Raw genomic sequence first — 21,067 nt, 5'->3', positions numbered from 1 at the left:
GTCATTAGACAACCATATCGGTGCAATCTGGTATTTCATCCATCATTATAATGCATCATTACTTGTTTAGCACTACCAGAACTTCCACCCAGGTGATGCTGACTAGAAGCAGCGAGTTACCAGTCTGGGAATCCGTGAGCGTTTTTATCCAAGGGCTGCCAATTTCAACCACATATCTTTTGATGAGGGCGCTGCTATCCAAAAAATAAATGTTTACCACCGGCCGCGATCCTCGATAATAATTTCTGACAGAGGCTTGCCCGGTTTTGCCCCTAACCTTTTAGCCAATTCATACACATCTTCATCAGTGACAGCCTCGACGTTATGGAGATCGTTAGGTAGTGGAGTCACCAATCCTCGGTCAACTAAAAACTGGATTGCCAATTCTGTCTGCTTTTTTGGATCATCTGGCCAGAGTTGAATCTGCACAGTTTCTCCATCTTTGAAAGACACAGAACTTAATGGACGAAAAACCCCATTTTCGTAGATAGCAGTAATAGTTTCTGGCATAATTAGCCTCTTAATTAAATGCTTTGACTTATTGTACTTCTTTTAATTACTTCGTTGCCACCACAGCCAAATTCCAAGCCAACCGCTTCATCAAAGGCAACTTTTTCAAAAATCCATCCAACTCTTCTAACCGAGAGTATTCCGGTTTCAATCTATCTTGTTCAATGATAATCTTTTTCCAATAACGCTCCTCATTTGGATGCACTTTTTCTATCAAATAAAAGCGCAAAAAAACCCAAAGCGATGTCAGCCAAAACGTATCATAAGCAGTCTCAGAAAACAAAGACTTGACAAAATTCACAATATTAATATCCAAAGGACTTTCATCCTCCGTCCGCACCTCAGTCGCCATCCTGCGGTAAACATTTATCACCGGATTGTGCTTCATCGGGTCCCAAAAACAAGCTTTTCCCCCAGGCTTTAGGACGCGGTGCATTTCGCGAATTGCCTTTTCTGGTTCCGGTAAATGGTGCAACAAATTAGAAGCATAAACAATATCAAAACTATTGTCCGGGAAATCCATCGCCATTGCATTAACCGTGCAGCCGTCTATTTTGACGCCGTTTTTCTCAGCCAATTTCAGGGCAACTTCTACCATGCCCTGAGAATAGTCGGCCGCCACACAGTTTGCACCTTTTTTAGCAAAATAAACGCTATTTTCTCCCGCGCCGCAGCCTAAATCTAAGAGGCGTTTGCCTGTAATATCGCCCATTTGCTGGACAATAAATCTATTTTCTGGGGCGGTACAAGCTTCAAAGTAATCATTGACTCGAATGCCGTCTATATCGATTGTGGATGCCCAAGCATCGTGGAATTGCCGCTCTTTTTTTAAAGTTTCGTCTTGCATTTTTCAAGAGTTTGTTATTGGTAAAATAAATTAATTTTAAACCGCAGATGAACGCGGATTAACGCAGATTTATTGAGATATATCTGCTGTTATGTGCGTTCGTCTGCGGTTTGTTTCAAGAAAAATGGCTGACAATAAATTTATCAGCGCTGTGCTTTTGCAACAACTTGATTTGCGATCTGAGTTGGCTGTTCTGAGGATTTTTCAGGATTAGACTGCAATGCCTGATACAGGCGATTTAAAGCGCTGATGTATGCTTCTGCGGAAGCTACGATAATGTCGGTATTTGCTGAGTGACCGGAAAATACTTTGCCTTCGTGGCGCAAGCGAATTGTTACTTCCCCGATCGCATCAATTCCCGCTGTTACCGACTGTACAGAAAACTCGATCAACTCGTTGGGTACGTTTACCACGCGGTTAATTGCCCTGTAAATCGCATCCACAGGCCCGGTGCCGATCGCGGCATCGGTCAATTCTTCGCCCGCCGGAGTCCGCACGGTTACGGTTGCTGTCGGGCGAGATTTGTCGCCGCAAGAAACTTGCACCAATTCTAACCGGAACAGTTCCGGTGCTTGGTGCACTTCGTTATTGGCGATCGCCTCTAAATCCCAATCAGTAATCTCTTTTTTCTTGTCTGCCAAATCTTTAAACTTGACAAAAGCCTTATTTAGCTCATCGTCTGCCATTTCAAAACCCAACTCTTTCAAGCGAGTGTGAAATGCGTGGCGGCCGGATAATTTGCCCAAGACTATTTGATTTTCAGTTAAGCCGATCGACTCAGCATCCATAATCTCGTATGTCAGCTTATTTTTCAGCACCCCGTCTTGGTGAATTCCCGACTCGTGAGCGAAAGCATTTGCCCCGACAATCGCCTTATTTGGCTGCACCAACATCCCCGTCAAATTGGAAACCAAGCGGGAAGTTTTGTAAATTTGGCGCGAGTCAATATTTGTCAGCGGTTCCTCAGAATCCGCAGGCCGACCCAAGAACGGATTATAATATTGGCGCCGCACGTAAAGCGCCATTACCAACTCTTCCAGAGCTGCATTTCCCGCCCGTTCGCCAATCCCGTTAATCGTGCATTCTAACTGTCTGGCACCATTTTTTACGGCTTCCAAAAAGTTAGCAACAGCCAATCCTAAGTCATTGTGACCGTGCACTGAAATAATTGCGCGATCGATATTCGGCACATTTTCCTTAATTCCCCGAATCAAAGCCCCAAACTCGCTCGGAGTCGTGTAACCGACAGTATCGGGAATATTAACAGTAGTCGCACCCGCTGCGATCGCCCGTTCTAGAACCTGATACAAAAACTCCGGTTCCGATCGGCAAGCATCTTCCGGGGAAAACTCCACATCATCCACAAAAGACTTAGCGTAAGCCACCATTTCCGGCACAATTTCCAGAATCTCAGCCCGCGTCTTTTTCAACTTATGCTCCAAGTGAATATCAGACGTAGCCAGAAACGTATGAATTCGCGAATTGGCGGCTGGTTTCAGAGCCTCTGCTGCTCTTTTAATATCCGGCTTTCTCGCCCGTGCTAAACCGCAAATTGTCGGCCCATTTTCCGTGCCAACCGATCGGGCTATTTTTTGGACTGCCTCAAAATCTCCCGTGCTGGTGAAAGGGAAACCCGCTTCAATCACATCCACGCCCAATCTCGCTAACTGGCGAGCGATCGTCAGCTTTTCATCGACATTCAGAGATGCACCCGGAGATTGTTCTCCGTCCCGCAAAGTCGTATCGAAAATAATAATCCGGTCTTGACTTGGTTGAGTTTTCATAGCTCTAAAAAAGTGTTTTCCTGATTTTTACTTGTCCGTTTTTCTGGGTTTTTAGCCCCAGTCAGTCGATTTTAGATTTTAGATTTTAGATTTTAGATTTACTCCACAGATGAATCTGGGAACTTGAACCTTAGTCTAAAATTTTGGGCTACTGGCGGCTCCTATCGGAAAGCAAGTATGCGTTTTTGGGCGGGTCACCAGTCCCCTGTCTCGCGCCAATAACGAATAATTAATAACCCATAACCCATAACTACTGACTAATGACTGCTGACTAATGAGTAATGACTAATGACTAATAACTACTGACTAATGACTAATAACTACTGACTAATGACTACTGACTAATAATCCATTTTCTCGATATGTTCCCTAATTTCATTTAGGTCTATATACCTATCTGTAGCATTTCGTAACTCTCTAGCAATCATTCCTTCGGTTGATACCACAGTAATATGAGTATTTTTAGATCGCAACAACTCGATCGCCCGCTCAAAATCCCCATCCCCGCTAAACAGCACAACTTGGTCGTACTGATCTACCGTATTAAACATATCAACAACAATCTCAATGTCTAAATTAGCCTTTTGAGAATATCTGCCCGAAGCATCATCGTAATATTCCTTAAGAATCTTAGTGCGAACCGTGTAACCCAGACTGATCAAGGCATCTCGAAATCCCCTTTGATCTTGCGGGTCTTTCAGACCCGTATACCAGAAAGCATTGATCAAGATGACATTCGGCTGCGAAGTTTTGAAATATTCGAGCACCCTGCGAGGATCAAAAAACCAACCGTTCTTTTGTTGAGCGTAGAACATATTGTTCCCGTCCACAAAAATAGAAAGGCGGTTCATTAAGTTTGTCATAGAAACTTAGACCTAATAATTGTAGAAAGAAGTTAATCTAAATATCACATTTTAGCAACATGGAGCTAACTGAGGCAATAGATTAGACTTCAGAAAACTCCATCCCCCCAGTATTTCATATTTTAGGCTCTACCGCCAGAGGGCTCTTTTAACCCTGCTTGGATTCGATCGAGCAGCCCTCACAAACCAGACGCCTAGTAACTCAATACCGGCTGCCCTGTCCAGGTTAATGGGGCTTCACACTACCGCCCTACCGCCCTACCGCCCAGCAGGCATACCGAAGCGCATAGCACTCGCTTTTGCTCCCTGATTTGATAGCAGAGTACCTCACTCAAGCCTTTTTGCTTTCAAGGGCCCAGCGAGCTAACTCTGTCCGGTTGTGCAGACCTGTTTTGCCCAGCATATTGCTGACGTGGCTCTCTATAGTCCGCTGGCTGACATTCATCACGTCTGCGATCTGTCGGTTTGCCATACCCTGCGCTAGCAACTGTACCACCTTTAACTCAGTGGGAGTCAATTCGACATTGCGGCGCGCCTTAATTTTTGGGCCGCTCTCAATACCTGGATTTGAGTGACGAATCAAGCGGGAGGCTGCTTTCAGAGAAGATTCTACTTGGGCTACCAGTTCTTCTGGTTCAAAAGGCTTGACTATATAAACGTCAGCCCCAGTGCTCAAGCCTTTTACTCGGTCTGAACTTTGACCTTTGGCGGACAAGAAAAGAACCGGAATCCAGCTCGTGCGCGGGTCTTCTCTGATGTATTTGACTAAAGTGTACCCGTCCATTTCCGGCATCATCACATCGCATATGATCAAATCGGGGACTTCTTGTTCGAGCTTTTCTAGAGCGTCTCTGCCGTTTTCTGCTGTAATGACGTTGTAACCCCGAAACTCCAAGTAATCCTTGACTAGCAAGATTAAGTTCGGGTCGTCGTCAACCAGCATCAGCCGTTTTTGATCTCCTGAATTATTGTCTTTTGTCATGTTTATTCCCGCTAAAGTATCCCGCTTGCTTCCTTTTTTTCACTCGTGTTTTTTCCGTCACTCCGCCAACACCCCGGCTGAGGGTGGAGGACTGCCGTCGGGTGAAACGATCGCCCTCAGGGGAAAGCGGGGCAGGTGTTACCGCTTCCCAACCAGCGATCGACGCCCGTTTGTGAATGTCTTGCGACTAGGAACGGAGCCAAAACCTATAAGGTACATCTTCACAAAAGCCTGTCAATGGCAGGCATCCTGCCTGCCCCACCAGAGTTATTGGAGATGTGTAATGGACGAATATCGCCCGTTGTCACTATCGGTCTTGATTGATTGGAGACTCTCTGGGAGAGCCCAAGTTAAATATTTAATCTCGATCGGTTTAATTGGTTGATGCCCCAGTTTTAAATGATACTTCTGATATAGAGAAATTTAAGCAGACTCCCTACTTACGTATTTAACTGTTTCTAGTGTAGTTTGGCAAATTGCTTAGTGTCGGCCACTGAGAAACTTTTGCACAAAATTTCACACTTTCTCCGATCGTTTTTTTTGGGCGTACCTTTTGAGCAACACTAACGACAAGCCAAGCCCGACTACCAAGACAGCCTAACTACAGTTTTTTTGCTCTGTAGCAGGTGCGATCGCCTGGGAGCCCAACGGTCTAAAATTCTCACCTTTAACCTAAAACTTAACATTTCAGTATAACTTTGTACTTTAACAGCGCTATACTTAAATGTTTGGCTCTGCCTCAGGAGGCACAGGCAAAGGATGAGTCAAGAAAGCGTATTCTTGAACGACCTTTGAGTTTAGAAGATGTTCCTGAATAATTCTCTCAATGACGGGGGGAGTAACGTCGCGATACCACACTCCGTCTGGATAGACTACCACGATCGGGCCAGACGCGCACACTCGCAGGCAATTGGCTTTCGTGCGAAAGACGCAGGTTGGTCGATCGGCACTTGGCTTGTCCAACCCCAATTCTTGCAAGCGTTTTTTTAAGTAATTCCACGCCTCCAGACTGGTTTGCCGATCGCAGCACTTGGGCACGGTTTGGTCGGCACAGATAAAAATATGCCGCTCGATTTTAGCGAGGCCAAGGCTTTGGACGCAAGCGCTCAAGCCTTGGCTGCAATATTCCTCGTTAGGTTCAAGCATTTTATTCATTCGTCAACAGTAATTGGTTAGCGAGCAAAAGTCATCACCGCAGCCCCCACTCTCCCCTACCCCTCTCCTAGGCTCCCACTCATTCTCGGTTCGGGAACCCGTACTGACAACTAAGTTGCGATCGCCCCTTTCTAGAGCTAAATTAGCACTCAGGAGTCGAGAGTGCTAATATGTCAGTTGTAAGCAGTCGGCAGTTGCTTTTATAGCGACCCTGACGGCTGACTGACTAGGATCTGTAATCTGGAGATTTATTTATGGCAGCAGTATCACTGAGTGTTTCTACCGTTAAACCGTTAGGCGAGCGCGTGTTCGTGAAAGTAAGCGCTAGCGAAGAAAAAACCGCCGGCGGCATCCTTCTGCCCGACACAGCGAAAGAAAAGCCCCAAGTAGGCGAAGTCGCGGCCGTGGGCCCCGGCAAGCGCAACGACGACGGCAGCCGCACTGAAATGGAAGTAAAAGTCGGCGACAAAGTTCTCTACTCGAAATACGCCGGCACCGACATCAAACTCGGCACTGACGAATACGTCTTGCTTGCAGAAAAAGACATTCTGGCGATCGTTAACTAATTAATCATTAGTCATCAGTCCTTAGTCATCAGTCATTAGTTTAAAGCGAACGCCGCCAAACAACTAATGACACGGGACAAATGACTAAAATCCATCATCCCCAATCCAAAATCTCAAACCTTCTCATCCCCAAAAACTATGGCTAAGCGTATCATCTACAACGAAAATGCACGTCGCGCCCTCGAACGCGGTATGGACATTTTGGCCGAAGCAGTGGCTGTAACCCTCGGCCCCAAAGGCCGTAACGTGGTTCTCGAAAAGAAATTCGGAGCTCCTCAAATCGTCAATGACGGCGTTACCATCGCCAAAGAAATCGAACTAGAAGACCACGTAGAAAATACAGGCGTTGCTCTAATTCGTCAAGCTGCTTCCAAAACCAACGACGCAGCAGGCGACGGTACGACCACTGCTACCGTGCTCGCCCACGCAATGGTCAAAGAAGGCCTGCGGAACGTAGCAGCCGGTGCAAATGCGATCGCCCTCAAGCGCGGTGTTGACAAAGCAACCACGTTTTTGGTAGAAAAAATTGCCGAACACGCCAAACAAGTAGAAGATTCCAAAGCCATCGCTCAAGTCGGCTCCATCTCTGCTGGTAACGACGATGAAGTCGGTCAAATGATTGCTAACGCAATGGACAAGGTGGGCAAAGAAGGCGTGATTTCCCTGGAAGAAGGGAAGTCTATGACCACCGAATTGGAAATCACCGAAGGGATGCGCTTTGACAAAGGCTACATTTCTCCCTACTTCGTCACCGACACCGAACGGATGGAAGCGATTCTCGAAGAACCGTTCATCTTGCTGACAGACAAGAAAATCGCTCTGGTACAAGATTTAGTACCCGTGCTCGAACAAGTAGCTCGTTCCGGCCGCCCGCTGTTGATCATTGCAGAAGACATTGAGAAAGAAGCTTTAGCTACCCTCGTTGTCAACAAACTGCGCGGTGTGTTGAACGTGACTGCTGTGAAAGCACCCGGTTTTGGCGATCGACGCAAAGCCATGTTAGAAGATATCGCCGTATTGACCGGCGGTCAACTAATCACCGAAGACGCCGGTTTGAAACTGGAAAATACCAAGCTCGACATGATCGGCAAAGCCCGCCGCATCACCATCACCAAAGACAGCACCACAATTGTTGCCGAAGGTAACGAAGTCGCCGTCAAGTCCCGCTGCGAACAAATTCGCCGTCAAATGGACGAAACCGAGTCTTCCTACGACAAAGAGAAGCTGCAAGAACGTTTGGCCAAATTGGCTGGCGGCGTCGCAGTGATCAAAGTCGGCGCGGCTACGGAAACAGAAATGAAGGATCGCAAACTGCGTCTTGAAGATGCGATCAACGCTACCAAAGCTGCTGTAGAAGAAGGAATTGTTCCTGGCGGCGGTACAACTTTGGCTCACCTGACTCCTCAATTGGAAGAGTGGGCTAACAGCAGCCTGAAGGGCGAAGAATTGACCGGTGCTTTGATTGTGGCACGGGCTCTGGCTGCTCCTCTGAAGCGGATTGCTGAAAATGCTGGTTTGAACGGCGCTGTGATTGCTGAGCGCGTCAAAGAAAAGCCGTTCAACGTCGGTTTCAACGCAGCGACAAATGAGTTTGTCGATATGTTTGAAGCTGGTATCGTTGACCCCGCGAAGGTGACTCGTTCTGCTCTGCAAAATGCCGCATCTATTGCTGGTATGGTGCTGACAACTGAGTGCATCGTCGTTGACAAGCCTGAACCGAAGGATGGCGCTGCTGCTGCTGGCGCTGGCGGCGGCATGGGCGGCGGCGACTTCGATTACTAAGTCGATAGTCGATCGTTTGATGGGGCGGGCTTTAGGGCCCGCCCTGTTATATTGATAATTGTTACAGAACGGAACGTGATAGTTTCTCATCATTCCGCTCCTCAATAATTCCACATATTGAGAACCCAGGAAACTCTTGACATCTTCAAACAGAAGTTTTAAGATCGAACCAAACCAAAAATTAAATAAAATACTGTAACCTAAGCCGGGGCATCACTGCCTCGGCTTTTTTGGTTTTTACGGCTTTATTCTCCTATGAGGACTTAATTATGAATACAACACCCGTTGCACTGTATCGACAGGGGAATGCTAGTTCGCCTAGAATGGATAATGTCAGACCCAATAAAGATATTACTGTTTATGAACAGCAAGATGAATTATGGGTTATGCTTACTTTAGAAGAAGGAAGGTTGTCAGGAGGAATGTCTCGGTCAGAAGGAATATCAACCTTTGAGAGTCCCGGCTCAGGAAAAAATTGGTATAAATTAGAATTCGGCACTGACATTCCACCAGAATTGGAATTAGTGAATGACCGTGCTGGTCATTGGTTATTCAAGCCAAGTAGACCGATGACTCTAGAAAAATACAAAGAGGCACTTTACCTCATAGGCACATTTTTCTGTAAAATAGAATAAGTTAATAGAAGGTTGGGTGTTACTAGACAAACCCAACCTACTACTATAATTAATAGTATATTTTATTACTTTTTTATATCAAACTACCTGCATAGAAAAAAACAATCTTTTGGGTATTTTAAACTCAAGTCGGCAAATGAGTATTTATTCTTACGAAGGCAAGTATCATGAATTTATCATTTAAAGATTTAAGGTTTATTATAGAAGCCATTGAACATCAAATCAATGCCTATCAAGAACGTTTGCAAGTAATTGAAGATGTAGATGAGGATGAGGCTGCCGATCTAGGGAACGATATTAAATTTTTAGAGCTTCTCCACGCAGACATGACGACAACTTTAGAGCAGAATACTTCAGTCAAAACTTTAAGTTATGGTGAGGTTTCTTCGGCAGCTCAGAATGATAAATTTTCAGAAACATCCAAAAAAATATCGTTTCAAGAATTAGTTGAATTAACCCAGAAGTTGTCACTTAGTGAGCGATTATTTCTAGTAGAGGCGATTACATCGTCTGTGCGTCAGGAAGTCACAATAAGCCAATAATCAGTCAATGACAGGATTTTCAGAAGTTTGTTTAGATGATATACTGAGGATGACTGAGTAATCGTAAAGTGAGCAGAGGTCAGGCAAATGTCAGCCACCATCACAATTAGCCCCAGCGAAATTCGGCAGATATTTCAGCCACGCACGTCCAGCGCCTCACGTTTTTGGGAACTGGCTCAAAAAGCAAACAATTTAGCTGTGATAGTTGAGGCTCGTTGGGAGCAGATTCCCGCTGACACGCGAGAATTACTCAAAATTTTTGCCTATGCCTTAATTGAACCCCCTCAAGGAATTAAGGGAGTTTTGATTGAATTGTTAGGGCGTTTTTATTTGGCTTTTTCTTTATTTTCAATTGCAATCAAAGGTGAGCAAGACGCTTTTATAGCTTACGCTGGAGCATTTCAACGTCTTCTTAATGCAATTTTGAGTGCGATTGAACGGGAAGATATTGCTTATGAAAAAGCACTATCCGAAGCCCTGGAGGAAACTTTTGCCGGGTTGGAAACTAGCGAGGCGATGACGGCGGAGGAGGCCTGTGAACGGATCAGAGCAATTTCATATCAAGCTCTCGAAGAACTTTGATAAAACTCAGCAAAAACTAATCCGCGATCGCTATCGTAAGAATCAGGCAGGATTAGTAAAATTTGTCGAATTACTCCAAAAATTCCTCAGAATTTTGAGCGTTGACCCCCGTCCCCGTCCACCGTTGGGACATTTAGAACCTTGGCCAAAAGGCAGTAGCCGTGATGGATGGGAACTGTGGAAGTTGGAGTTTAAAATGCCTCAGCTTCGCGGATCCACTGAACAGGGGCGACTTATATATTTGTTAGATATTACAAAACAAGAAGTTGTGTTGCTGTGGATTTACACGCACGCAGAATTTGAAAAACGCCCACCGGAGCAGAATCTAAAGCGTTTATTACTGGAAATTATGGATAATTATGAAGCTTCAGATGAAAGTAAAAATTTAGACGACAGTGGAGACGGTGACACTGGAGAGGACAAAGTTGGAGAGAATAAATCAAATGACAGTTAAGGTGCATAATCAAAATGTGGCTTTTATTACCTTTGAATAACCAGAAACACCAATTATGAAACTTTACCACGCTCCCATTTCCCCCAACTCCCGCCGCGTCTGGATCGCCCTCTTAGAAAAAAACCTCGACTTTGAATTGGTAGAAATCCACTTGGACGGCGATCACTTGCAGCCTGAATTTGTGGCAATGAATCCTTTTCACCGCATCCCTGTTTTGGTCGATGATGACTTCACTGTGGTCGAGTCTCTAGCAATTCTTGACTATCTAGAAACGAAGTATCCCGAACCGGCAATGCTGCCGAAAGAGCCGAAAGATTTGGCAGTTGTGAAGATGGTAGAATTGGTCACGGTTAACGAACTTCTGCCGGGACTTGACCCCCTCAGCAGTGAAATAATGGGATGGGGAATTCCTGAACCACAGGTAATCGAAAAGGCTAAGGAAAAAGTCGATACTGTGTTGAAATTCTTTGAAGGTTTGTTGGACGATCGCCCTTTTTTCGGTAGCAACAATGTGACGTTTGCCGAGTGCGTTGCCGGCACCGTCATACCTTTGCTGCCCTGGGTTGGTGTGTCCCTAGACGGCTATCCTAAAATTCAAGCTTGGTGCGATCGCCTGCTTGCCCGCCCCTCCTGGCAGCAAACTCAATCCACCGAAGCAGATTTGGTGACTTTCGTAGCTCGGAGACAAAAATTTCTCGCACAAACTCAAGTCTCATGAACAAATCACTTGTGAAGCGATCGCTCTTTTTCCTTGCTATTTTCGCCTGCATCCAACTTCCCATCGCAGCAATGGGGCAGCCCGCCGCCCGATCGAACTACGAAGCAATTAACGCTAAACAGTTCCTTGCCGATCGCAAAATTACCGTCTCCAACCCCAAAGATATCGCAGCAAAACTCTTTAGCAGTGACCGAGAATCTGAAGGCAGAAAAAGCGACCAAATTTCGGTTGAATATCCCACGCGAGAAACAGCCGTAATTGTCCAAACCGTCGTCGGTTTAGCTGACGATTCTGTTGCTGGAATGCGGCACCGCCTCGAACTCAGACTCAGGCAAAATAAGTGGGAAATTGTCTGGATTGGCAGACAATCGAAGTGTCAACCAAATCGCGGACACCAAGATTGGGCAAGCGGCCTCTGTAGGTAGAAAAGTCGATCGGCTTTTTGCTTAAATTCGTTCATTCCGCGTGCGTTGCGAGGAACCAAGTTAGGACTTGATGCAACCGACGAAAAACATAGGCCTAGAAAGATTCGCTACCGCTGCTTCCTGGCAGAAATAAGTTATTCATGTAAGTCCAGGAAGCAGTCTGGGCTGGGCTTTGTTCGCTTGCTGCGCGACAATCTTAAAACTATTTTCGGTGTCGATCGCTCTTTTAGTTAAAAAGAGCGATCGAACTCAGAAGTTTACTTGCACATGATTAAATTTCCCGCTGAGATGAATCCGGCCACAGGGGCTGAAATCTCAACCCAATTGCGGTCTTCTCCATTCTTATCTTTCACTAACTGGAAATTCGGTACAAGCGTTACTTGACCGTTAGCCGGTACGCCACCTTTAACCGCAGCAGTCTTGGAAGGCTCCGTGCGGATAGCTAGACCCCTTGGCGCTACGCGAGGTTCTACTTGACGGCACAGACTTACGGGGCCCGGTGCTGGTGCCGGTGCTGGTGCTGGTGCCGGTGCCGGTGCCGGTGCTGGTGCTGGTGCTGGTGTCGGTGCTGGTGCTGGTGCTGGTGCTGGTGCTGGTGCTGGTGCTGGTGCTGGTGCTGGTGCTGGTGTCGCTGCTGGTGCCGGTGTCGGCGCTGGTGCAGGACTTGGACTTGGACTTGGACGCGGTGTCGGCGCTGGTGCTGGTGCTGGTGTCGCAGCAGGTGCCGGTGCCGGACTTGGGGAAGGAGTTTGACTAATTGTGGTGCTGGCTGTCGTGCAGGAACCTAAATTAGCCTCGTTGTTGGGGTATCCGGTAGCTACATACCCTTTTACGGGAGCGGTAATTTGAATCCAGAGGCGGCCGTCGGAGGCTTTAACTGAACTAGCGCTTTGGGGTACCGTTACCTGAGTGTTAATTGCTACACCGCCAACTCTAGGGGATTTGGGGTCTGGGTTCTGGCGAACGGTCAAACCTTCTTTGGGAGTGACTTTGCGGCAAATGTTGCCAGCTTGGGCTATTTGAAAGGTGGCGCTATCTTCAAATGAACTATTTTCAGCATCCTGACTGGCAGTGGATGTTGATGGGGCGGCAACACCGATCGCATTCGCTTGCAAACTTCCGGCTGCGATCGCGATCGCGCCCAGCAATGCAGCGGGTTTGTTCCAGTAACTCAAGTTTTTCATTCCGTTCAACTCCTCATCTCATCAAAACTATTATCTTTATTGCAGGTCAATATAGCAAAAAAATCGATTTGTCTTCCAGGAAAAAGCTCTATGTAACATTTTTTATGGGTATAAGTCAAGTTTTTTCTATATAATTTAATTTTTGCTGAGAGTTAAGCCAAGACAAATTAAGCTGCTACACCTATAAATTGCTCTTATGGCAGAGCCGGGGAGGGGGAGAAGACGAGAGGGGAGAGCGGGGAGAGTGGGGGAGCGGGAGAGTGGAGGAGTCAACAGTTAACAGTTAACTGTTTAAATCCGCGGCCGTTTACTAGGAATGCAAGTCATTTGTTATCCGTCAATATCTTGTCAGGTGTTCGTTAAACCATTTAGCTGCCAGTTATTGCAGTTGAGTAATATTTGGCTGCATTTCAGGTAAATTCTTGGCAGCTTCGAGAGCGAGATGGTGCTTGAGATGCTCCAATATTCTGAGTGGGAGACGATTGGTGCGATCGACCCCATCGTCCCAGTCGGGTGTCGCAAGCCACATACAGTTCTTCGATCTCGCTCGCATAACTCAACTGTCGATCGCACCTTACTTAATATTGCGGCAAACACCGCAAATCGCTAGCATTAACCCGATGGCTGGCGTCAATTTGATACAATCTTGCAAAACAGAAACCCATCGGCTTTAGACCGGGTTGGGTTTTTGTGGCTCAAGCCGCCGCGCGATCGGCCAAGGACATTTGCTGTAGCTGTTTCCAAACAGTTTTGTTCCTGTGGAGACATTTCCATTAAGGATTCTAGTCGTCGCAACGCCGGCTTGTAGTTCCTCTACTTCAGGTGCCCTTGGTTCTGGCTCTTAAGTAAGGAACTTGGATGGTTTCTTTGTATTTACTCGCTGACGCTTTACTGTGCCTGCTGCGGTTCGAGCGCCTGTCTGTTTAATAAAGATACAGGGGGCCAGTTTAGCCAACAAAATAGACAACCTGCACAAAACCTCCGAACAAAATCAGCCGGCTCAAATCAGAAACCAAATATTTGCACAGATTATGATTTAATGATATTGATATAGCAACCGCGAGCGAAGGTTAGGATGTTTTAAATTTCTGAAACTAATGCACTAGATTCCTTCTGAATGGGAGCATTTAATCCTAGTATTTTTTTTTATTCCGCTCGCGGCGATGCTCTCACACAAAGAGAGTAAAAGTGAAACTGAGATGCTCCCTTTTTCCTTCTCTCCTCGATAGCTCAAGCTTTCTTCCTTCTGCTATATAATGACCAAAGCGTTAAATATTATTTTTGCAGTGACAAAAACTACTAACAAAAAAGACGGAAAATCCTCTAACTATCCCTTTGACGGTCTATCTTTAGACGATCGCAATCCCGACTTCATTCAGCTTTTGTTGCCAATCTGGGAATGGCTGTACCGCTACTATTTTCGCGTACAAAGCGACGGCTGGCACCACGTGCCCGCGAGCGGAAAAATGCTCGTTGTCGGTTCTCACAACGGGGGAATCGCCGCTCCAGATATGTTTATGTTCCTCTACGAATGGTTCCGCAGGTACGGAACCGAACGCTTGGCCTACGGATTGATGCACCCGACGGTTTGGCAAGTTTCTCCTGATGTTGCTAGCATGGCGGTTCAGTGTGGAGCCCTCAAGGCGCATCCGAAAATGGCGATCGCAGCTTTGCGGAAAAATGCCCCAGTTCTCGTCTATCCGGGCGGCGCCCAAGATGTTTTTCGCCCCCACCACTTGCGCGATCGAATCTACTTTGCGGGACGCAAGGGATTTATCAAATTAGCATTGCGAGAAGAAGTGCCAATTGTACCAATTATCTCCCACGGTGCCCACGATACTTTGATAGTTTTGGCCGATTTGTACGAACAAGCAAAGCAATTGCATGAATTGGGGATGCCGTGGCTATTTGGCATCGATCCGGTAGTATTGCCGGTGTATTTGGGATTGCCTTGGGGATTGAGTATTGGGCCTTTGCCAAACCTACCTTTACCCGTGCAAATTCGGACTCGCGTGTGCGAACCGATTGTATTTGAGAGGTACGGTTCGGAGGCGGCGCGCGATCGCGATTATGTTGATGCTTGTTTCGAGCGAGTTACTGCCCAAATGCAAGAACAATTAGATTGTTTGGCTGGTAAGTGAGAATTGCACAAGTCTATATTAGTCTAGGATGCAGAAACCGATTTTTTTTCCGACAAGATAGCGTGAAGTGCGAGGGATATGGGTAAAAAATCCGGTTTCTTGAGTCCTGTGAGTAAGTCCTGACTACAAACAATTTTTGCAATAAATCTAATACTTTATTTCACAAACCAACAATTAGGTACAAAATGGGCTTTTACCCATCTTATGACGTGAAATACTCGAAAACCGCAGTCGCAAAAGTCACGCTTTTTATCATCCAGGTTCGAGGAAACATAATATCAGGTTAAATAAACGCAGATGAATAGGATTTCATCTGCGTTTATCTTCCTTCATGGGGGGTGAAAAAATAGAATTGGCAAAAATAACCTGATTCTGTATAAACTCTTTATTTTAATTCTGCCTTCTGACTTCCGGTGACTAATTGTCCGATCGCCTTAACCGCAATACTGGGATGAAAAAGTACAGTCGGCGACTCAATCATGTGCAGAACTTCCAAAAATGCTTGACAAACTTTAGCATCTCCGACCAGGACTTTTAACACTAGATCCATGTAATCAATTGTCAGCCGCGTAGCAAGGTTTAGTTTTGCACCCGTACTTCCGCGATAGCGGGAATCCTGACTGATGGCAAACGTCCAAGGAATAGTGTGTAATTTTGCTAGTTTTTGTTGAAATTGTCGCGCAAAGCCTGTTAAATCGCCTTCTGGATACCGCTCTCTTTGCTTTTGCAGGCACCCATCTAGCATCTGAGCATCCAGTGCAGCAACGGTCATTCCCTGGCCGTAAACCGGGTTGAAAGCGCAAACTGCATGACCGATAATTATTAAGTTTTCAGGGTAACGAGGGAGGAGATCGTAGTGGCGCAAACGGTTTTCTGTACCTCGATAGCTATAAATAGGTGTTATTGCTTCTGCGTCTTTAATCGCATCATAAATTGTCGGGGTTGGTAGAGTGCGGGCAAATTCTAGAAAACCTGCTTCGTCGGCGGGAGGATAATCGCGATCGCCCCCGCCGAGAGTCACCAGCCAGCAATTGCCTTCGATCGGGAAAATTCCACCGCCACGGGTGCGAAATGGCGGTGCAGTTGACACAAATACTGGCGCTGTGTCTGACAATTTACCGCTGCATTTATAGATGCGGGTTGCATAGCCGACAAAAGCATTGATAACGGTTTCTTGCGGAGGTTCATAGCCCAAACTTTTCAACCATTGAGGTGTTTTGGAAACTTTGCCGCCTCCATCGACTACTAAATCTGCATACAAATTTTCTGCATGGATTTTACCCGGGTTGTGGCGATCGCGAAAACGCACCGACACCCCAGTAACCTCCGCGCGCGAGGCATTCGTCAGGAGTCCCGTTACTGTGCCTCCTTGGAGAAAATGCACGTTCGTATTTTCAGCCAAGCGGCGGCGAATTTGCCAATCAACTAAATCCCGACTGAACATAATTAAATCATTTAGATCCGGGCTAAATTGTGGGGCCCAACCCGCCGGACTAAACCACCCGATCGACCTCGGATCTAAACTAGGAGCACCAGCAGCTACCAGTTCGTTTTCCAAGCCGGGAAAAAACTCTTCTAGGATGATTTTCCCCCGATTTAAAAGGATGTGAAGGTGACAGGATTGAGGAATCCCGGGGCGAGGTGCGGGTTTTTCTGGGAAAAAATCTCGTTCAACAATACTTACTCGGTCGAAGTGTTTTGATAATACTCTAGAAGCCAACAGTCCTGCTAAACTGCCGCCAATAATAATTGCATGACTTTCTCGCTGCACTATCGAATTCCTTGAAAGCTAATTTGCTATGGCCTTGGTAGATGAATTGCGAACAATTTGTCTGGGCTTCTGTGGCGACTCTTAATATCGCTCTACCAAAGATTTTCCTCTGCAATTATTTTAATCCGATTTACCATTACTACCATCTATCTCGGATGCGCCGCAGCGCGCTTTACTGATAACTTAGAACTAACAATTTAACAACTGCCAACTTACATATCACAAATATCCCTAAATAGACAGCCGGCCGCAGACATATTTCTACACTTCCAACTGTAGGGGGATGCTTTAGCTCGTCAATAAGGCGATGCTTGCCATTGGGGGCATGAGTCTAAAACTATACATTAGTTAACTCGCGCCAACGATCGCGCGCACCCACCCCTTAACGAGGAATATACTATGTATCAAAATTTGCCAATAAATCCACAACTGTATAACATCGGATTCTGGCTGGCCCAAGTGCCAGTAGAGCAGACTACTACAAACACAGCAGAAGACGCAGCACTCCTCTATTCCGGGCCGCAATTTTTTATCGCCTTGATAGCTGGAGTCGTGCTCGCCTGCGCTTTCCAACTCTTGCTAACAAATTTATCAGTAGCTGCAGGCCTTTCCTACATGGGACAATCCCATGACGACGGCAACCGCTCGGATAGCGGCAGCTCCCCAGTCCGCCACATCGGCAGAAAAGTAGGCACTTGGACGCTAATCACCGTCACCGTCGCTTTATTTTTCGCTTGCTTGCTGGCAGTTAAGCTGAGCTTGATTAGCAGTCCCGGTTTAGGTGCGATCGTCGGTTTAGTCGTCTGGGCCGCCTATTTCTCAATGCTCGTCTGGGTGAGCTCCACTACCGTCGGTTCCCTGATCGGTTCCGTCGTCAACACCGCGACATCAGGCTTTCAAGCCATTGTCGGCACCGCAGCCTCGGCCATCGGCGCAAAAGCAGCTAGCAACCAAGTCGTCGCCACAGCCAAAGCAGCAGCAGCAGCAGTGGGTCACGAACTGGGTAGCGCGATCGACCCCACAAGCTTGCGCGAAAACGTCGAAGACTACATCCAAAGCCTCAAACCGCCGGAATTAGACATCAAAGGGATGCGCAGCGAATTTGAAAAATTGCTCAACGATCCCCAACTCAAAGCAATCGCTGGCGAAAATTTGCCTAATCTCGATCGGCAAACTCTCGTAGATTTAGTAAGTTCGCGATCGGACTTATCAAAACGCGACGTAAACCGCATTGTAGACCAACTCCAAGATGCTTGGAAACAAGTAGGAAAACAAGGGCAGCCATCAGACGGTATCGCCCAATTAGTAGACTATCTCAAATCTGCAAAATCGGGAGATTTGGTCTCAGATACATTGGCAAGTAGGGTAGAAAAAGTCCTCGGCAATCTGGGCGGTCAAAATTCCGGACAAAGCCCGACCATGATGTCCCAAGCAACGACAATGGCAGTCAATGCTTTAATGGGAATAGTATTGGGTCGCACGGATATTTCAGACTTAGATGTTGAAAAAGTAGTCGGTCAGCTCAAAGCAGCTAAAGACAAAGTTACTCAGCAAACTGATAAAATTACCGCTCAAGTCAAAGGCGAACCCGAAACTTACAGCCCTATTCGCGCCGACGTAGAAAACTACTTGCTCAATACTTATTCGTGGCAGATGAACCCCCAAGCGATCGAGCGCGAATTTCGTGACGTGCTCTACGATCCTACGGCCGATCCAGGAACTGTGCGCCGCGAATTAGAAAAACTAAAACAGGCGAATTTTGCGGAAATTCTGGCGAGCCGAGGGGTTTTTACCCAAGACAAAATAAAAGAAATTTCCCAGGAATTAGAAGCAATTAGACAGCGAGTTTTACAAACCGCGATCTTTGCCGAGGAGCAAGAAAAAGCTCGCGATTTGCAGTGGCGGCTGGAAACTTATTTGAAGCTGACGCCGAAAGAGGAACTCACCGCAGCAGGTATCGGGAGCGCTTTCAAAAAAATATTAGAGGATTCCGACGCTACTTACGAACAGTTGCGCGATCGGCTTTCTCCTTACACCCGCGACAGTTTCGTGCAAATTCTCAGAGGTCGCGAAAACTTCGGATTTCAGGAAGTAGAACAGATTGTTCAAGAGTTGGAAAGGACGCGAGATGTAGTTTTAGCAGATGCTAAAGGTGTCCAAGAAGCAGCGCAAGTTCGACTAGACAACCAGTGGCAAAGAGTGCAAGAATACTTGAAGTCTACGGGCAAAGAAGAACTCAATCCCGAAGGCATCAAGCGCGATTTCAAAACGCTGCTGGACAACCCGGAAGCGGGAATGTGGGCGCTGAGAGCTAGAGCTTCTAGGTTCGATCGCGAAAGTTTGGTAAAATTGCTATCTCAGCGGAAAGACCTCAGCGAAGACCAAGTAAATCAGCTTCTCGACAGCGCCGAAGAAACTTGGCACAGCGCGCTGCACGCGCCGCAAAAATTGGCCGAAAAAGCTAAGGATCAGTACGACAATACCACCACCGCCCTTGCAGATTACCTGCGCAATACTGGCAAATCAGAACTCAATCCTGAAGGGATTAAGCGGGATTTGACAAAACTGCTGGAAAATCCCAAAGAAGGAGCTTTAGCGCTGCGCGGTCGCCTGTCTCAAGTCGATCGCGATACTTTGGTAAAACTGCTTTCTCAGAGACAAGATTTGAGTGAGGAACAAGTCAATCAAGTTATCGACCAAGTGCAGGAAACTCTCGGCTCGATTGTGAAAGCGCCGCGCCGTTTGGCAAAGCGGATGCAAAGCCAAGTGCACGATTTCCAGAGTGTTTTAGAAGATTATTTGCGCAATACGGGCAAGGATGAATTAAATCCCGAAGCCATCAAGCGCGACTTGCAACTGCTGCTGCATGACCCGAAAGTCGGCGCTTACAGTTTGGGCGAGCGCTTGTCACACCTCGATCGAGCTACAGTTGTTTCTCTGCTGTCTCAGCGGCCGGATATTTCGGAAGCAGAAGCCACTCGCATTGTCGATGGAATTTTGTCGGTACGTGACGAGTTCCAACTCCAAATTCAGAAAATACAGGAGGGTATTCAGTCGGTAATTGACGGGATTCTCGGAAAAGTTCGGGATTACCTCAATTCGCTCGATCGCCCTGAACTCAACTACGAAGGCATTACGCGGGACGTGCGGAAGTTATTTGACGACCCGCAAGCCGGATTTGACGCTTTGCGCGATCGGCTGGGTCACTTCAACCGCGATACTTTAGTAGCACTAATTAGTTCTCGGGAGGACATTTCCGAAGCAGATGCCAACCGCTTGATCGATCAAATTGAAAGAAGCCGCAACAGCGTCTTGCAAAGAGCAGAACGCTTGCAGCAAGAAGCGCAGCTTCGCCTCGAAAGCATCAAATTACAAGCCGAAAAACAAGCAGAAGAAACCCGGAAAGCAGCAGAAGTTGCCTCTTGGTGGCTGTTTTTCACCGCTCTTTCCTCGGCAGTCGCCTCCGCAGGCGCCGGTGCTTTAGCCGTCATCCGATAAAAAAGACTCAAGTTGCGATCGGATTGCAGATAGTGCCTGATGTGAGTTTCTACTGATATCAGGCACTAATGTTAGTAAATGATTTTATCGGGAAGTGGGAACGGGTTTATTTAAGTTGTTGGTAGTGTATAATGTTATCGGCAAATCCGCTTCTAGCTGTTTTTTGAGGATGGTGCAAACTGTGAATTGATACATCTTAATTAGCAGTTTTGATTTATTTAAAATTGAAAAATGAAAAGCATAATTTTTGAATTTTTGGATTTTTTATTTTTTTCGGATGTAAACGGAAAGTCTGCGGATATTAATTACCTCTGCTAGAGCAATTTTTTGGTCAGTTATGAACTTGGTTTAGGCTTCGACGCTAAATTGGCTTTTCGACCCATTCCACAACTCCTGCAAGGATTGCTAGAGAACGACAAAAATCAAAAAAGCTCCTGGAATCAGAACCTTTTTGCGGGCCAAACTAGACGCGTCAGTCCGCTCTCTCCTCAATATTTTTTAGGTATAGTAATAGTTAGGGTTCTCAACCCAGCACGCCTGTTCTCCCAACCGCCCGCCGCCCTCGCTGCGTCAGTATCAAACGCGAACTTTTTTAAGTTCGATCGCTCGTTTATTTTGAAAATGCCGA

At 46.6% G+C, this 21,067-nt stretch carries 20 protein-coding genes; 10 read left to right on the top strand and 10 right to left on the bottom strand.

Going from position 1 to position 21,067, the window contains the following annotated elements:
- Positions 1-58: 58 nt before the first annotated feature.
- The 7 genes from QUA54_RS18385 to QUA54_RS18355 all read right to left on the bottom strand — a co-directional run bounded on the left by QUA54_RS18385 (position 59) and on the right by QUA54_RS18355 (position 6,132).
- The gene (locus QUA54_RS18385; protein ID WP_333415741.1) at positions 59-220 is read right to left on the bottom strand and encodes a hypothetical protein; all 162 of its coding nucleotides are present in this window, start codon (positions 218-220) and stop codon (positions 59-61) included.
- Positions 214-510 (bottom strand): antitoxin family protein, encoded by a 297-nt coding sequence (locus QUA54_RS18380; RefSeq protein WP_333415740.1) that lies wholly within the window; start codon positions 508-510, stop codon positions 214-216. Before QUA54_RS18380 ends, QUA54_RS18385 begins: the two co-directional genes overlap by 7 nt.
- A 46-nt stretch (positions 511-556) precedes the next feature.
- Positions 557-1,357 carry a class I SAM-dependent methyltransferase gene (locus QUA54_RS18375; RefSeq protein WP_333415739.1) on the bottom strand — a complete coding sequence of 267 codons (801 nt, stop codon included), beginning with the start codon at positions 1,355-1,357 and terminating at the stop codon, positions 557-559.
- 143 nt (positions 1,358-1,500) lie between these two features.
- A complete protein-coding gene (locus QUA54_RS18370) occupies positions 1,501-3,141 on the bottom strand; it encodes a 2-isopropylmalate synthase (protein ID WP_333415738.1) in 1,641 nt (546 codons plus the stop codon).
- 341 nt (positions 3,142-3,482) lie between these two features.
- Complete coding sequence (locus QUA54_RS18365) at positions 3,483-4,004, bottom strand: LabA-like NYN domain-containing protein (protein WP_006633075.1); 522 nt, start codon at positions 4,002-4,004, stop codon at positions 3,483-3,485.
- A 331-nt stretch (positions 4,005-4,335) separates the two neighbouring features.
- Complete coding sequence (locus tag QUA54_RS18360; RefSeq protein ID WP_172184679.1) at positions 4,336-4,986, bottom strand: response regulator transcription factor; 651 nt, start codon at positions 4,984-4,986, stop codon at positions 4,336-4,338.
- 720 nt (positions 4,987-5,706) lie between these two features.
- Positions 5,707-6,132: a (2Fe-2S) ferredoxin domain-containing protein gene (locus QUA54_RS18355; RefSeq protein WP_172184677.1), complete on the bottom strand. Its 426-nt coding sequence runs from the start codon at positions 6,130-6,132 to the stop codon at positions 5,707-5,709.
- A 263-nt stretch (positions 6,133-6,395) separates the two neighbouring features.
- On the opposite strand from QUA54_RS18355, the gene groES reads away from it, so the two are divergent.
- From groES to QUA54_RS18315, 8 genes are all read left to right on the top strand, one after another.
- The gene (gene groES / locus QUA54_RS18350) at positions 6,396-6,707 is read left to right on the top strand and encodes a co-chaperone GroES (protein WP_006633072.1); all 312 of its coding nucleotides are present in this window, start codon (positions 6,396-6,398) and stop codon (positions 6,705-6,707) included.
- Positions 6,708-6,845: 138 nt separating this feature from the next.
- Positions 6,846-8,489, top strand: a complete 1,644-nt coding sequence (groL, locus tag QUA54_RS18345) for a chaperonin GroEL (RefSeq protein ID WP_172184675.1) — start codon at positions 6,846-6,848, stop codon at positions 8,487-8,489.
- A gap of 269 nt (positions 8,490-8,758) precedes the next feature.
- Positions 8,759-9,124, top strand: coding sequence for a Tse2 family ADP-ribosyltransferase toxin (locus tag QUA54_RS18340; protein WP_333415737.1), 366 nt, complete (start codon positions 8,759-8,761; stop codon positions 9,122-9,124).
- 167 nt (positions 9,125-9,291) lie between these two features.
- Entirely contained in the window at positions 9,292-9,666 is a 375-nt protein-coding gene (locus QUA54_RS18335; protein ID WP_333415736.1) for a hypothetical protein, read from the top strand.
- A gap of 87 nt (positions 9,667-9,753) precedes the next feature.
- The gene (locus tag QUA54_RS18330) at positions 9,754-10,248 is read left to right on the top strand and encodes a hypothetical protein (protein ID WP_333415735.1); all 495 of its coding nucleotides are present in this window, start codon (positions 9,754-9,756) and stop codon (positions 10,246-10,248) included.
- Positions 10,202-10,702: a hypothetical protein gene (locus QUA54_RS18325; RefSeq protein ID WP_333415734.1), complete on the top strand. Its 501-nt coding sequence runs from the start codon at positions 10,202-10,204 to the stop codon at positions 10,700-10,702. Before QUA54_RS18330 ends, QUA54_RS18325 begins: the two co-directional genes overlap by 47 nt.
- A 55-nt stretch (positions 10,703-10,757) precedes the next feature.
- On the top strand, positions 10,758-11,420 hold the full coding sequence (locus QUA54_RS18320) for a glutathione S-transferase family protein (protein ID WP_333415733.1): 663 nt from the start codon (positions 10,758-10,760) through the stop codon (positions 11,418-11,420).
- Complete coding sequence (locus tag QUA54_RS18315; RefSeq protein WP_333415732.1) at positions 11,417-11,845, top strand: hypothetical protein; 429 nt, start codon at positions 11,417-11,419, stop codon at positions 11,843-11,845. The genes QUA54_RS18320 and QUA54_RS18315 overlap by 4 nt, the downstream gene beginning before the upstream one ends.
- 257 nt (positions 11,846-12,102) lie before the next feature.
- Here the strand turns inward: QUA54_RS18315 and QUA54_RS18310 are convergent, their stop codons facing one another.
- Entirely contained in the window at positions 12,103-13,029 is a 927-nt protein-coding gene (locus tag QUA54_RS18310) for an SH3 domain-containing protein (protein WP_333415731.1), read from the bottom strand.
- Between the two features lie 379 nt (positions 13,030-13,408).
- Positions 13,409-13,558, bottom strand: a complete 150-nt coding sequence (locus tag QUA54_RS18305) for a hypothetical protein (protein ID WP_333415730.1) — start codon at positions 13,556-13,558, stop codon at positions 13,409-13,411.
- A gap of 727 nt (positions 13,559-14,285) precedes the next feature.
- Here QUA54_RS18305 and QUA54_RS18300 point away from each other — a divergent pair.
- The gene (locus QUA54_RS18300) at positions 14,286-15,170 is read left to right on the top strand and encodes a lysophospholipid acyltransferase family protein (RefSeq protein ID WP_333415729.1); all 885 of its coding nucleotides are present in this window, start codon (positions 14,286-14,288) and stop codon (positions 15,168-15,170) included.
- Positions 15,171-15,555: 385 nt separating this feature from the next.
- On the opposite strand, the gene QUA54_RS18295 is transcribed toward QUA54_RS18300, so the two are convergent.
- Complete coding sequence (locus tag QUA54_RS18295; protein WP_333415728.1) at positions 15,556-16,941, bottom strand: 2-polyprenyl-6-methoxyphenol hydroxylase-like oxidoreductase; 1,386 nt, start codon at positions 16,939-16,941, stop codon at positions 15,556-15,558.
- Between the two features lie 399 nt (positions 16,942-17,340).
- On the opposite strand from QUA54_RS18295, the gene QUA54_RS18290 reads away from it, so the two are divergent.
- On the top strand, positions 17,341-20,439 hold the full coding sequence (locus QUA54_RS18290; protein ID WP_333415727.1) for an MFS transporter: 3,099 nt from the start codon (positions 17,341-17,343) through the stop codon (positions 20,437-20,439).
- Positions 20,440-21,067: the final 628 nt, after the last annotated feature.

It is taken from the genome of Microcoleus sp. MOSTC5 (genome assembly GCF_036701825.1).
Lineage (GTDB): Bacteria > Cyanobacteriota > Cyanobacteriia > Cyanobacteriales > Microcoleaceae > Microcoleus > Microcoleus asticus.
The sequence above is the reverse complement of the archived record's forward strand: the minus strand, read 5'-3'. Positions and strand labels throughout refer to the sequence as shown.